Origin of the sequence: Pseudoalteromonas sp. B131b (genome assembly GCF_037162545.1) — a bacterium.
Classification (GTDB): Bacteria; Pseudomonadota; Gammaproteobacteria; order Enterobacterales; family Alteromonadaceae; genus Pseudoalteromonas; species Pseudoalteromonas fuliginea.
On record NZ_JARLUZ010000001.1, the window covers coordinates 3546732 to 3562614 of the forward strand.

The 15883-nt window shown below is 39.3% G+C and carries 4 protein-coding genes and 1 pseudogene; 2 read left to right on the forward strand and 3 right to left on the reverse strand.

Going from position 1 to position 15883, the window contains the following annotated elements; all coding sequences use genetic code 11:
• Positions 1 to 36: 36 nt before the first annotated feature.
• Positions 37 to 2757, forward strand: a pseudogene (locus tag P4S65_RS16325) (insulinase family protein).
• A 54-nt stretch (positions 2758 to 2811) separates the two neighbouring features.
• Positions 2812 to 5073 (forward strand): sensor domain-containing protein, encoded by a 2262-nt coding sequence (locus P4S65_RS16330; protein ID WP_007377736.1) that lies wholly within the window; start codon positions 2812 to 2814, stop codon positions 5071 to 5073.
• Between the two features lie 87 nt (positions 5074 to 5160).
• Here the strand turns inward: P4S65_RS16330 and P4S65_RS16335 are convergent, their stop codons facing one another.
• The 3 genes from P4S65_RS16335 to P4S65_RS16345 form a co-directional block, all read right to left on the reverse strand.
• Positions 5161 to 5355, reverse strand: coding sequence for a hypothetical protein (locus P4S65_RS16335; protein WP_033016303.1), 195 nt, complete (start codon positions 5353 to 5355; stop codon positions 5161 to 5163).
• Between the two features lie 313 nt (positions 5356 to 5668).
• Complete coding sequence (gene efpL, locus P4S65_RS16340) at positions 5669 to 6241, reverse strand: elongation factor P-like protein EfpL (RefSeq protein ID WP_007377734.1); 573 nt, start codon at positions 6239 to 6241, stop codon at positions 5669 to 5671.
• Positions 6242 to 6388: 147 nt separating this feature from the next.
• On the reverse strand, positions 6389 to 15766 hold the full coding sequence (locus P4S65_RS16345; RefSeq protein ID WP_337120588.1) for an Ig-like domain-containing protein: 9378 nt from the start codon (positions 15764 to 15766) through the stop codon (positions 6389 to 6391).
• Between the last annotated feature and the right edge of the window lie 117 nt (positions 15767 to 15883).

Here is a 15883-nt window from a genome sequence, read left to right on the forward strand (position 1 = left end):
TGTTAACAAGCAAACGTTTAATTTCAGGAGCATCATTTGAATATCAGTCGCAATGATAACAGAGCATATAAAGCTCTTACACTGGACAATGGTCTAAAAGTACTACTTGTGCAAGATAAAGATTCAACAAAAGCGGCTGCATCTATGGCAGTAAATGCTGGTCATTTTGACGATCCTCTTGATAGACAAGGCCTCGCACACTTTTTAGAACATATGCTTTTTTTAGGTACTGACCAATTTCCAGACTCTGGTAGTTTTAATAATTATGTATCTCAAGCCGGTGGAAACACTAATGCGTGGACTGGCACAGAGCATACCTGCTATTTTTTGATATTAATAATCAAGAATTTAAAAATGCATTAGAGCAATTTAGCCGCTTTTTTATTGCGCCACTTTTAAACTCAGCCGAAACCGAAAAAGAACGTAACGCAATTGAAGCCGAATTTAAACTAAAAATTAAAGACGATGGCCGCCGTATTTATCAAGCACATAAAGAAACGGTAAATCCAGCCCACCCTTTTGCCAAGTTTTCAGTTGGTAATCTACAAACGTTGGCAGACAGGGAGCGCTGTATAAGTGACGAACTTCGGGATTTTTTTAATGCTTTTTATCAAGCCCAGTGGATGACGTTAGTTATTTGCGCCAATGAAGAGCTCGACACCTTACAAAGCTGGACTAATACATATTTTAACGAAATTAACGGTAATAAAAACCTTAAAAAACCAGAGATCAGTGAGCCACTTTACCGTAAACAAGATATAGGGAAAGTGCTGCATATTGAGCCGCACAAACATATGCAAAAACTGATTGTCAGTTTTGCGATGCCAAATATTGATGATTTTTATCGCCATAAAACGGTGAGTTTTATTGCTCATTTATTAGGTTATGAAGGTGCAGGTTCTCTTTACTCTATTTTAAAAGAACAAGGTTGGATAAATGCGCTCTCAGCTGGCGGCGGTATTAACGGCAGTAACTTTAAAGATTTTAATATAAGCATGGCGCTCACTGACGAAGGTATTGAATATTTTGAAGACATTATTGAAATGGTGTTTGAATATATTTGCTTAATTAATGCCAATACAGAGAAGTTACCTCGTCTTTATCAAGATAAAAAAACCTATTACAAATTGCTTTCGATAATCAAGAAAAGTCACGTCTAATCGATTGGGTCAGTAATTTAAGTATAAATATGCAACATTACGATGAAGTCAATTATGTACAAGGCGACTACTTGATGGAGGGCTTTAAAAAAGCCACCCACGAAATCACAATGCAATGGTTAACGCCGCATAATATGCGTATTGTTCTTATCCACCCTGATGTAGAAGCAGAACACAAAACTGCATGGTATAACACCCCTTATAAAGTTGAAAAAATATCACCCAGCTGGCTCGATGCTTTAAGTGATATAAATAAACCACTGAAAGATATGCTACTGCCAACGGCAAACCCTTACTTAACAAAAAATGTAGTGCTATATGATGTAGAAAAACCACAAATAAAACCTGAACTTTTAGTAAAAGAGCCCGGTTTTGACTTTTGGTTTAAGCAAGACAATACTTTTAGAGTAGCAAAAGGCCATTTTTATTTAGCCTTGGACTCTGACTTTGCAGTAAAAGACGTAAAACACATGGCACTGACTCGCTTATTTACTGATTTATTTATGGATAGCGTAGGTGAACAATTTTACCCAGCGGAGCTGGCAGGGCTAAGTTACCATTTAACATCTCACCAAGGCGGTTTAACACTGCATACAGCCGGATTATCGTCTAGCCAATTAGAATTAGTTGATGAGCTTCTTGACGCCCTCTTTAATGTCGACATTTGTGCAAAACGTTTTGCTGAATACAAAAAACAACTTGTCAGGCACTGGCGAAATAGCAACCAAAACAAACCAGTTAGTGAACTGTTTAGTATTTTAGGTGCTAAAGTAATGCCTTGGAATCCACAACCAGACCAACTTGCATCAGCATTAAAAAACACAAGTTTTCAGCAATTTAATGAATTCAGACAAGACTTTTTTAAAGCACTACATGTTGAATCATTTTTACATGGTAACTGGCAGCAAAGTGATGCAATAGCCTTTCAAAAAAGGTCGCCGAACACTTAAAAAACGCAGCCATAATTGATGATTTAAGACGTCCGCTATTTGAAATTGAAAAAGTAACACGCTACGAACTAGAGCTGCCTTGCAGTGACCATGCAATGGTTGTGTATTATCAAGCAAAAACTGATTGTGTAATCGAAAAAGTTAAATTAATGGCACTTAATCACTTAATGAACCAAGACTACTTTAACGAGTTACGAACCACACAACAGCTAGGTTATTTAGTTGGGGCTGGTTATGCTCCTTTTAACACTCGTGCGGGTATTGCTTTTTATATACAATCGCCAAAGTTTATCGCAAAAACATTAATGCATAGACATAACAGCTTTGTTAATAAATATTTAACCAACATCGATGAGCTTAATGAAGAAAATTGGCAGCAACAGAAACATGGCTTAACGACCCATATTGCTGAAAAAGATAAAAACCTTCGGTTACGCTCGCAACGTTTTTGGCTTGCAATAGGCAACAGAGATCATGAATTTAATATGCAGCAAAAGTTACTTAATGCATTAAACGCATTAACACTCAAAGATATAAAAGAGTATGCCGTCATCCTATTTGATGAAAATCGACCAAGATATGAGCTTTTAAGCTCAGCTAAAGACAATAAACCTCAAAATATGCCTGTTTATTCGCATTCTCTTTGACTCTTGGTTTAGCTTGTTTTAGATTATCATTTGTAAATTTGAAGTAATAAAAAAATGATAATCAAAATAATAACAAAATTAAGCTTGTCAGTTGTATTACTTGCTTACTCATTTAAGCTTTATGCTTTTGAGTCATCATTTAATTACAATTCAGATACCATCCTTATTTTAGCAAGCGCCATTATAGCGCTTGCTTTGCCTTATCTGTTGTTTGTCATCCACAAACTTAAGCGCTCACGTCGACAACTTCGTTTATCCGAAAGGCGCCTTAAAAGTACTGTTGAAGGCAGTGGTGATACTTTATGGGATTGGAACATAAAAACGGGGGAAGTTATTCGAATAAACGACAAATATATGATGAACTCAACTACGTTAATAGGTTTCCCTCCAAATAAAAGTCTCATTCACCCACTCGATATTACAAACGTTGAACACTTACTTAAAAAACACTTTGCAGAAAAAACCGTTTTTTTCGAAGCGACTTATCGTATTAAAGATACCTTTGGCCGTTGGCATTGGGTACTTGATCGCGGCAAAATTATAGAAAAAGATACCAACCTATCACCACTAAGAATGACGGGTACTGTACGAGATATATCACAGTTAAAATCAACCGAAGAGCGTTTGAATCTCTTTGCAAAATGTGTTGAGTCGCTAACTGATGCGCTGGCTATTTACGACAAAAACTTTAAGTTAGTTGATATAAACCCTAGTTTTTTAACCCTCTTTGGCGGTGTGCGAGAACAATACCTTAAAAAAGACTTTACCTTACCTGGTTATGAACAAGGCTTCATTGATACAATTATCGAAATTGTACGTGAGAATGAACATATTCAACGAGAGGTAAAGCTACGTAATAGCGAACGTGTTTTACTACCATTTGAAATTTCAATTGATGAAATTAAAAATGATCAAAACCAAATTACAAATTACGTGATTGTTTACTCTGACTTAACTGAACGTAAAAAAGCAGAATCACAACTGCATAATTTATCAAATCGCGACCGTACAACAAGCCTGCCTAACCGAAATTTATTTTTTACCGATTTACATAAGTTAGTTAAACAAAATTCACACCATGCGCTGCTTGTATTCGATTTAGATAACTTTAAAAAGATAAACGACTCTTTAGGACACCAGTTAGGCGATAGCCTGCTTGCAAAGCTCGCTATGCGCTTAAATAAACTAACCCGAGAGAACGATGTATTTTACCGTTTAGGGGGCGATGAGTTTGCTCTAGTAATGTCTGATACCAATGATATTCATGTGATCACCCGCACGGCTAAACAGTTTTTAGCCGCTATTGCTACACCTTTTAAAATGGCTGGTCATGAGCTCGCGATTACTTCAAGCGTTGGCATTGTACTCTTTCCTGAAGATGGTAATACACCAGAACTACTTTTGAAAAATGCAGATACGGCCATGTATCACGCTAAAAAGAAAGGTAATAGTTATCTGTTTTTTAACGACACGATGAACCGCCAAGCAGTTAAACGCCTGCAAATAGAAAACCTTATGCGTTTTGGCCTAAAAGAAGATCATTTTGAGGTTTACTATCAACCAAAAATGAATATTCGCACCGGAAAGTTAACAGGGATGGAGGCGTTGGTTCGCTTTATAACCCCTAAAAAAGGCATTATTAGCCCTGGTGTATTTATACCTATAGCTGAAGAAACAGGTCAAATAATTGAAATTGGTGAAGTGGTATTAAATAAAGCTTGCAGAGATGTTAAACAATGGCTTGATAGCGGTCTATTTAGTGGTCGAGTCGCCGTTAATCTATCCGCTAAACAATTCAGCCTACCCGATTTAACATCTCGCATTGACGTTATTTTACAAAAAAATGAACTGCCTTCGTATTTCTTAGAGCTTGAAATTACCGAAGGTACTGTAATGGATGATCCCAAAGAAGCCATTGCGATTATGCGCTCATTAAGTGCCCGAGGGATTCACTTAGCAATGGATGACTTTGGCACCGGTTACTCTTCCTTGGCGTACTTAAAACAATTTCCGCTTAACACGTTAAAAGTAGACAAGGCATTTATAGATGATATGAAAAATGAACGTGGTCGTAACATGGTCGACTCAATTGTAACGATTGCACATAACCTTGATTTACATGTCGTTGCCGAAGGGGTTGAACAGGCTGAACAAATTGAAATACTAAAAAAATTGAATTGTGAAACAGTACAAGGTTACTTTTATTCTAAGCCACTCTCTAAAGACGAGTTTACTGATTTTTTGAAACAACAACAAACTAAAGCTGCGCCTAGTCTAATTAGAACGGATACTGAAAATATGGCATCAATAAGCTAACCAGACTTCCAGTTAATACCAATCTGCTTAGGTATGGGGTGATTTAATTCATTAAATTGTCCCAACACTTATTCAGAACGGTATAAATTAAGGGCGCCATATACATGCTTTGATCCCTACATTTCGTACCAATGCGCGGCGATAATGTAAGTTAAACAAGCACCATGCTACCGGCCCAAGTAAACCAGCCAAAATAAGCCATCGCTTAATTGGCATGCCTTTTTTAATCGTTTCCAAATACATCACGGCTATAAACACACAACTTAGTAAAACAATAAACAAATCTACACCCTATACCAATTCGCTTAATTAAGTGATCTATTTTGAAGTAAGAAAATCGTGTCGATAACAAGGCAAAAATTTCGTTATTTAACTCCTGCATTACCCCGCAGTCATGTATCAGAATTTTTAACGCTGTTAACGTCAGATTTAATCACTCAAATTGATTAAGTATCATTACGGATTGGTATTAAATAGCCTAAAAATAAGGCGTGTATTCTAGCGTTATTTTGGTTGAATTTACAGCAATAAACCTCTTACATACAAAAAAGCCGAGCCATCTAAATTAAGGCTCGGCTTTTTTAAAGTTTATAACTTACTTTTCAGCACGGCCCATGAATTTATGTTCAACAGTATTTATACGAATACGGTCACCTGTTGAAATATGCTCAGGCACAGAAATATTTAAGCCTGTAGACATACGTGCAGGTTTTGAACGAGCGCTTGCAGAAGCCCCTTTAATTGAAGGATCGGTTTCTTCAACAACAAGCTCAACACTTGATGGTAAATCAAGGCCTACTGGTGCACCGTCAATGACAATAACATGCACACCTTGGGTTTCTTCATTTACAAATTGAATCTCTTCGCTAATAGCATCTTTATTTAAGTTATATGGCGTGTAATCTTCGTTATCCATGAAAACATACTCGTCGCCATCAATATACGACAACATTGCTTCGCGACGTGTTAAATCAGCAAGCGTTAGCATATCGCTGTCTTTAAATGTTTCATCCACTTTGCTGCCAGTTACTACATCGTATAAACGCATTCGATATAAACTGCCACCAGCACGGCCTTGCGGCACAGAGCGCACAATATCTTTTACAACTAGCACTCGGCCATTAAAATCAATAGCAGTACCTTTTTTAACATCACTCGCCTTTGGCATGTGTGAATTCCTATTATTTTTTTGATTGCGAGAAACATACCACGAACTCAGGATTCTTCAATAGAAACAAAACAACTTAGTGATACTTTTTGAATAATACTTAAAATCAGCGCCCCTAAATGGCGCGCTGATTTATTAAGAGTGACTTTAAAAGCGGACTTTAACGCCAGCAGATAGCTCACTTACATCGTTTTTTGACACTTTATAGTAGCTATACTTGAGTAGTAACTCGGTATTTTTATAAATCGAATACCCAACTGTACCACCCGCATAAAGCTTGGTCGTATGCTTTTTAGACTCTAGCGTTGCACCATTGGTTATATCACTTTGTATTTTATATTGATGGCGATAAGCCCCCAAAAACAACTTAGTACTAAATGATTCAGCAGGCATAAATAAATAACCGACTTCCGTGGCAACACCTTTTGGTAAGATTGGAGCATAACGCGCGTAGTCATGATGAAGGTCATTTGGTGTTGTTGTATCCGCTGTTAATTCAACACGTCCTTGCCCTAAATCAATATACCGTATTGCAACTTCCCAATTAGGAGCTAGCTCATAGTAAGCGCCCACTGACCAACTAGTATCTTTATCATCAACTGAAATGGTCTTAACATCACTGCCCGTTATTGCCAAAGAATGCTTAGCTTTAGCTTGACCTACAGTTCCCTCAAAAGACCATGCATCAGCGAGTGCACTGCCACTTATTAAGCAACTTGTAGTAATTATCGCAAAACTTGGAAACAATGACTTTCGACGGCTAAATACCAACATTGAAATCAGCAACAACCCAACGCCTCCCATACTTCCTCCCGATGACTTATTACTAATAGAAACTGATTTTACTGCACTAACGGTAATTTCAACTTGTGCCGAAGATTTAGCTCCTTTACTGTCTTTAATAGTATAGTCGACAGTATCAACACCTTCAAAACCTACCTTTGGCATGTATTGTAAAGTGCCATTAATATTAATTGATACAGTGCCATAAGTTGCCGCTGCACTAATAATAAATAATTCATCCATATCAATATCAGTATCATTACCAAGTACATCAATTTCTATTGATACGCGATCGGTGGTACTAGCTGTATCAAATATTGCTGTTGGTGCATTATTTTCCACTAAGTTAACCTTAGCATTATTGTTAGATGTTCCTCCTTGTCCATCAGTAATGCTGTATTCAATGGTCGCAATACCGATAAATGATGTAGGCGGAGTATAAAGTATCTGATTATCAATAATACTCACTTGCCCAAAATCAACCGTCGCACCCGTCAGTGTTAATGCATCTCCATCTATGTCTGTGTCATTTTCTAGCACATCAATAGTAATAGATTCACCTGCACCTATCGTTACTTCATCTTGATTTGCTTGTGGTAATTGATTCGTTGTACGCACAACAGCAACACCGCCAGGATCTACAATAGAGCCATTTGCTTTTCCATCATCATCATTTGGACCACCGTCAACAATTTGTAGTTGCACACACCATGCGCCTTCCGCTAGGCCTTGCGTCCATTCACTACTTCTTGGTGGTGGGCAATAACCTGGTTCACCCGCAGCAGATAATATTTGGTCATGTGCTGTAGATACAAAATCAACCCATTGGCCTTCTTTAAACTTCCTATAAGTGGAATTTTGTGAGATTGGCTTTCTTTGTGGAAATACAATACTGTAGGTATCTCCAGGGTTTGGAAGCCCTGTCGCAATAAAGTCAAATACTCCACCAATATTTAATGCGTTAGCGTCGGCTGGTAATTCACTCTCTAATAATTGAACTCCTCCTGTCACATTTTGTACAACAGTCACGCCCTTTCTAACACAGACACCTGGCTCGCCTTCAACTAAAAACTTGTCACTGTCTTTGACTTGACCTTGTACCACATTACATTGACTAATAGCATCTAGGTAATCTGGTATGCCGTCATTATCAGTATCAGTAAAGCCTTCTTGATCATCCGGTATTAGATCGCCATCAGAATCACCCGAATCGAGGGTATCAAGAGACTGTACTACTTCAACATAGATTTCTTTTGTTGTTGATAAGTTTGGTTCACCGTCATCTTCAGCCGTCACTGACACTTTATAAATACCCGGAGCAAGTGATTGCGTTGAAAAAACAAATTCCCCCTCATTTGTACTGGTATTAGTTAACTGATCATCTTGTGATAGCCAATTTAGTGTTACGTTATCACTTGGGTTTACATCCTCTGCGACCCCAGTAATAGTGACTAACTCCTCGCCTATCGCGACAAGCGATCTAGCTTCCTCATTTTGCTTAATCGATGTAGAGATTGTAGGTGCTACATTATCTTCAACAATCGTAATATTAACCGTTGATCTCGCACCCAGATTTAACGTATTCGCTAATGAAACAATAATTGTTTCGTTGCCTTCAATTTCTGAGTCAGCAAAAACAGTAAAGCTTACTTGCCCCTGGACGCCACTTTCAATAACTAATTCACTTGATGTTAAATCGTGGTCAGCACTGTTGGCCGTACCTGAAACAGTATAAGGAATTGTTACTGGATAGGTCGGTGACTCGCCATTTAAAAATACATTAAAGCGATATGTTTGATCCTCTGCTACTTGGCTATCTTTACTTAAAGAAATAAGCGGATTAACATTAATGCTCTGTGTAGCAATTGCTTCAAGCCCATTACTGTCAAAAGCCTGCCAATAGACCAAATGACTTCCAGGAGTAAACAGTGACGTTGAATCAACGAGTGATACTGCCAATCGGTTACCTTGATTGTCAGTAGCAAGCGGTACACCTAAATCCACCTTAGTGAACAATCCTTTAGCATTAATATCCAAATCAACCGGTGTTTCAATCGTTGGCACATCATCTGTTTGTTTATTCAACGTTAATTTAGCAGTCGTTCTACTTCTTGCTTTATCTGGATCTTCAATCAGGTAACTAATCTGAATAATCCCTTGTGTACTCGCTTGCGATTTATATGCAATCACACCATTTTCAATTGTTACACTCCCCACGCTCGCGCTTGCACCGATAATACTCAATGGTTGTTCATCAGCATCGGTATCATTGGCTAATACATCCAATAAATACGTGTTTTCCTCATTTATATCTAATGAGAATACATCAGGATTTGCAACAGGTCTGTCATTCACTGAAATAACATTCAAGCTTACCGTAGCGATTGCAGATTGTTCTGTACCATCGCTTACAATGTACGTAAAACTGTCAATACCAAAGTAATTCGCATTTGGTGAGTACGTAAACACATTGCCTTGCTTACTTAAAGTACCAAATTGAGGCTGCGATATGGCTGTTAGCGTAAGTATATCGTCATCAAGATCTGAGACATCTGGAGCAAAAGTAATGGAAGCGTCTTCAAGAACATCTAACATCATACTTTGCGACACTGGGGCTTTATTTGTGTTATTTACTGTTACTGTAAATGCTGGTAAGCGTGCTTCAAGTTGTCCGTCAGTTACTGCAATAACAATATTAGTAAATTGACCTGCATTTTCTCTTACTGGTGTGCCACTAAGTTGCCCTGTTGCGCTATTAAAGCTAGCCCAACTTGGCTTATTACTGATACTGAAGGTTAATGCATCCCCATCCATATCTTGTGCACTTGGTGTAAAGCTGTACGACTCTTCTTCATTAACCTGTGCTGTCGGCGTACCCGTGATTGTTGGTGCGTCATTAGTATTAATAACCGTAATATTAAATGGCGCTAAACTTTGAGTCACTGTTGCATCATTAACACTTATAACGATGTTACTGTAGCTACCTACCTGCGCATTGAGTGGCGTACCACTTAATTTTCCGGTTTCGCTATTAAAGCTCGCCCAACTAGGTTTATTACTAATACTAAATGTCAGCGTATCATTATCCGTATCGCTTGCTATCGGGATAAATAAATACTCACTGTCTTCGTTCACTGATGCCGCAGGTATCCCACTTATCAACGGTGCATCATTAACACTGTCGACCGTAATCGAAATACGTGCAAACTCTGAATCAAGCTCACCATCATTAGCCACAATGCTCACAGAGTCACTGCCATTAAAGTTACTGTTTGGTGTATAAATAAGTATGTTACCGGTTAAGGTCGTACTGCCATTAGCAGGCTCAGTTACCACTCGATAGCTTAGAGACTGCTCTTCAATATCATTACCCGATAGAGTAACCGTTAGCGCTGTATCTTCATGTGTTGAAAGTACTTGCCCAGCGACCGTAGGTGCATCATTAATTGCATTGATAATTAACGATACAGTGACTTCATCAGAATCAATTTCACCATCGTTGGCCACAAACGTAAAGCTGTCTGTACCATTAATGTTTTCATTCGTCGTATAAAGCCAACTATCGTTACTTTGCTGTACCAAAGTTCCTTTGCTTGGCGCATTGACTATCCGGTAACTTAACGTGTCTTGATCTACATCTGTTGCAACTAACGTCAGTAGTATTGAGCCATCTTCATCCAGTGATTGCGATTGCGCAACGGCAATCGGTTTATCATTCACGGGAGCGACACTCATAGTCACTGTCGCTATATTTGATACAGCTGCGTTGCTATCTTCAACCGTATAGGTAAAGCTATCATCGCCAAAAAAGTTCGCTTGAGGCGTGTAAACAATTGCACCAGTTACTGATACGCTCACGGATCCATTTGCAGGGTTAGTAACAATCGTTACAGAGCTCGCGTTAAGGCTATCACCAATATCAACATCACTATCATTACCCAGAACATTGACCTCAAACTGCCCTTCTTCTTGTAACTGTGCAGTGTTATCAACGGCAACTGGGGCATCATTTATCGCCGTAATACTCAGTGTAACTGTAGCTGGTAGCGAAGTAAGTCCTTCACTGTCAGTAACGGTGTAAGTAAAACTGTGAACCCCATTTATATTTGCTTTAGGGGTAATTGCTAAACTACCATCAAGGTTCACGCTTACGCTGGCAAAATCATATTCACCTGCACCATCGCCTTTATTTTCTAACAGCACATTTGCGCCATTAAAACCTTGGTCTTCTACATCTGAATCATTCGCTAAAATAGCCACACTGGTTGCAGTATCTTCATCGGTCGTCACTGCATCATTAACGACAACCGGACGGTCATTCACCGCACCTATATTTACCGTCACAGAGGCTGTATTTGATGCCAAACCATTGCTGTCGGCTATCGTATAAGTAAATGTATCGCTTCCGTTTTCATTGCCTGTAGGTGTATAAATTAAAGTACCGTCATTTTGATCAACACTCACTGACCCTTTGGATGGTTGTGCTACAACACTAATATCACCCGTTGGAATAGTATCTTCTATATCGGTAGCGTTGCTTCTAATTGAAAGTGCAGAAGTTGGTGTATCTTCATCGACCATCTCATTAAAATTAATAGCAATCGGCGCATCATTCACTGGGGTTATAGTAATCGATACAGTCGCTTTTTCAGATATTAAACCCGTGCTGTCTTTTACTGTATATGTAAATGAATCTGTACCAGATACATTACTCAATGGTGTATAAGTTACGATTCCATTTGCAATACTAGCTTGCCCTTTAGTCGGAGTGTCCACTATCGCAGCAGAAGATACAACCATATTATCTTCAGCGTCACTGTCATTACTAACAACACTAAAAGTAACAGGAGTATCTTCATCAGTTGTCATAGAGTCGGCAACCACAATAGGGGCATCTTCTACTGGCGTAACGGTAAAGCTTACCGTTTGAACGGCTGACTTGTCTCCTGCGGCATCTTCTACTTGGTAGGTGAAACTATCAGACGTGCTTTCACTGCCATCATGTTGATAACTAAAGCTACCGTCGCTATTAAGCGTAACCGTACCCGATGACGGGTTTGTCACTTTCACTGCAGTGAATGTATCACCGCTATCAAGGTCATCATCAGTGGCATTGCTTAATACACCATTAACAGGGATGGCTGCAAATAATGCCCCTTCATCTAAACTAAATGCAAAGTTTTGACCTACAGGCGCATCATTGGTATTTTTTACTTCAATATCAAATATCATCGCTGCGCTATCTTCAGTACCATCGGATACCTTTATACTGACATTCGCTGAGGTACCTACATCTTGATCGGTGGGTGTTCCTGACAGTAAACCTGTGGCCGTATCAAATGTTGCCCAACTTGGCTTATTAGTAATACTAAACGTATGTATGTCGCTTGTATCCGGATCCGTGAGCGTTGCGGTAAAGCTGTATTGAGAATCTTCATCTATTGTCGCCAATGGCGTACCTGATAGTACAGGTTTAATGTTGTAGCTTTTAACAATTGTTGCCGTTACATCGCTGGCTTCATTCCCTGCGGTATCTGATACTGTCACCGAAAGTGTAAGTGTACCTTCATTTAAAGTGGTTACATTAACACCCGAAACCTGAGCTGAAGCTCCCGTTATTGCTCTAGAATTACCTATAATTTCATTAGAGCCATCAGTCACTTTGTAAGTAAATGAACCGCTGCTTTCAAGCCCATTTAGAGTAAAACCTAACGCGGCTTCATTATCTCGAGTAATCGTATCTTGAGTTATTAAAACGCTGTGCCCTGTCGGTGCAATATTATCAGTCACCGTTACTGTGAATGATTTTTTAAACGATGACGAAGCATCATCCGCTTGCACACATACTATGTAGGTGCCTGCTGAAATGGCGGCTTGAGTTTCTAGCACGCTCCCATTAATTTGAAAGCTACTGTTACCACTATTTGATGAACACGAACCACTGGCTGATGAACTAGGAGCTACCAATGTATAAGTATGCGTACTATCATCAAGATCCGTTGTACTTAAAGTCCCAACATCAGCGCCCAAAGACACTAAAGATTGATTGATGTTTGTTGCCGATAAAGTAATGTCTGTTGGATCATCATTTACACCCACTACTTTAACCGTAGAAGAACCAAAACTACCTGTAGATCTATCAACACCACCATTAGATGTACCACCGCTATCTTTTATAGACGTTAGCGTTACAACTCTATCTCCTTCTGTCGGTGATTCACTCGTATTTTTATAAGCTAAGAAAGGAACATAGTTCTGCCATACGGTCGCGGTGTCTGAGGCTACAATCGTTACCGTTGCCTTTGAACCGCTAAGAGTGACAACATAACTAAAATTAACTGACCCCGAATATGTACCGGATGCATTATTTTCTAGCCGAATAACATCAGTGCCAAATTGAAGGAACTCATTGCCAATATCTTTTACATTACTTACCGTCAGTAATATTTGCTCAATATTTTGTCCACTTTCAATAGCATTAATAGAGGCTGAAGAGAAAATACCAACTTGTGAGCCATTTTCTGTAAATGTTGGATTAGCCCCGACTGCTGATACAGTAGGAGCATCGTTAACCGAGGTAATTGTAACTGATGCCTGATTAGTACCTGTACTATCTACGACACCATCATTAAAGGTATAGTCAAGCACAGTTGCATTTAGAGGAATATCTGAGTTATTGGCGTAGGTAATTGCTTGCGCAACAGAGTCTACAATTACAGAAGTAGCATTGCTATTAAATGTTAGCGTTAAAGTACCTGCCGAGTTTGTGGTAACAGTCCCTACATTATTACCGTTATAACTAAATGTATTACCTTCAATTAACGTCCCTAATAGCCCCGAATGACCAAATCGATCTTCGGCACTCGCACCGCCACGTCGGCGAATAGTTAAGCTAGCATTGTTGTAATCCCCTGCGTTGCTGTTAAGTGCATCAAGTTCAGCATCTGCAATTGTCATATCGCTATCAATGCTCACTGCACTTAAACCTTCGATAAACGTAGCACCGCCATTAAGCGAGCTAAATGTAGGCGCAGAATTTGCTGAAACAAATGTAATAACGGAATCTGATCCGCTATCAGCAACCGTAAAGGCCAAATCATTACCAGGCGCATTAGTAAGTGAAAGAGTAAGTTCAGAAATATTAAAATCGGTGGCGTTGGTATCTACTTCTAATGTACTCGTGCCATTAAAACGAACGTTACTGGCCGAAAGCCCTGTGATACCGGTAATAGTAATACGATCGCCTGCGGCTAAATCGGTAATTGTATCTCCTGATAATTGTGATGAGCTACCTACAAAATTATCATTACCTGCATTGCCTGTTAGCGTATCTGTACCAGCGCCTGGGCGTAAAGTATCGGCGCCAGAGCCACCTTTAAGTACATCATCACCATTAAAATCTGATGAGGTCATGGTTAAAATGTCGGCGCTAAATGCACTTGCATCCAGGGTCACTGCAGCTGTAATAGCACTGCCACTAGCATTAGAAAAAGATACAACGCCAGCATCAGTATTAAAATTATCGGTTAAGGTGATAGTCGTGTTGTTATTAGTGCCGATTGCCAGATTCTCAATACCCGATACCGTGGTGCTGGAAAAATTAAAAATACCACCATCCATCAGTTTTAGCGTATCAGCGCCAGCAGAGCCTGTAATTGCAGTATTAAAATCATTAATATTATTAACATCAATTGCTACTGTTGCTGCAGAGGCTAAGCTTAATGTACCAATATTAAAGAATGAGCCAGAAGTCACGTCAGCACCGTCAGTAACACTCACCTTATCTGCAGCATTTAGCTCTGAGGTTAATGAACCACTAAAGCCAGCGCCACCAAGTGCAAAGGTCATTGCTGTGTTACTAGATCTATCTATTATACTTTGGGTCGCTGAGACTATCGTAATTGTTCTACTGTTTGAAGAATCATCAAATACGTTGTAAGTTTCAACATCACTGAAAGTAGAAAAATCACCATCGCCATAAACATCAATTGTTTCAGAACCTATTGCAGATATAGTGCCTATAAAACCGGCGTGTTGCGAACGCGTCATTGAAACCCGTGCACCACTGCTAAGTGTTAGGTTTTCAATATTGGAAACTGTTGCTCCAGTAATATCCCCCGTATTACTGATAGATAGCGTATCATTAACGCTTGCTTCACCTGTTATTGTTCCAGTAAACGTTAATCCACTGACATCAAACGTATTTGCATCGGTTGTTGATGCGCTTGTCACATTGACAGACGAAGAACCTAACGTAATTGTTCGTGTATTTGTTGAATCATCACCAACGTTAAACGTTTCAATATTGCTAAGTGTTGTAAAGTTACCATCACCCGAAACCGTAATCGTTTCAGCGCCAGACGCTGTAATAGTGCCTGTAAATGTACTCACTTGCGCTGCAGATAAAGCCACCGATGAGTTTGTTGCAAGGGTTAAGTTTTCAAAACTAGACACTGTAGCACTTGTGGTGTCGGCACCTGTTGCCATGCTTAATGTATCGGTACCACCATTTGCATTGAGTGTACCTGTAACCGTTAAACCTGCAATATTTACCGTATCATTGCCCGTGCTGCCTGTTATATTTTGTGAGCCATTTGATAAGGTAATTGTGTTTGCACTACCGAGCACATACGTTTCAATATCATTCGCAGCAATTAAACCATTAGTTGCGTCTGAAATGGTAATTTGATCTGTACCTGCGCCTGAAATTGTAGAAAACGCATCATGCTGCGCTTCTTTCATCGTGACAGATACGCCGCCGCTCAAATTAAGTGTTTCAAAGTTCGAAATCGTTGCCGCCGCTAAACTCGCGCCATTAGCTAGCGTAAGTGTATCTGTGCCATCCCCACCATCGAGAGT

Excerpts from the sequence above, each read along its gene's own strand:
- P4S65_RS16330 (WP_007377736.1), top strand. The coding sequence starts at position 2,812 with ATGATAATCAAAATAATAACAAAATTAAGCTTGTCAGTTGTATTACTT.
- efpL (WP_007377734.1), bottom strand. The coding sequence starts at position 6,241 with ATGCCAAAGGCGAGTGATGTTAAAAAAGGTACTGCTATTGATTTTAAT.
- P4S65_RS16345 (WP_337120588.1), bottom strand. The coding sequence starts at position 15,766 with ATGAAAGAAGCGCAGCATGATGCGTTTTCTACAATTTCAGGCGCAGGT.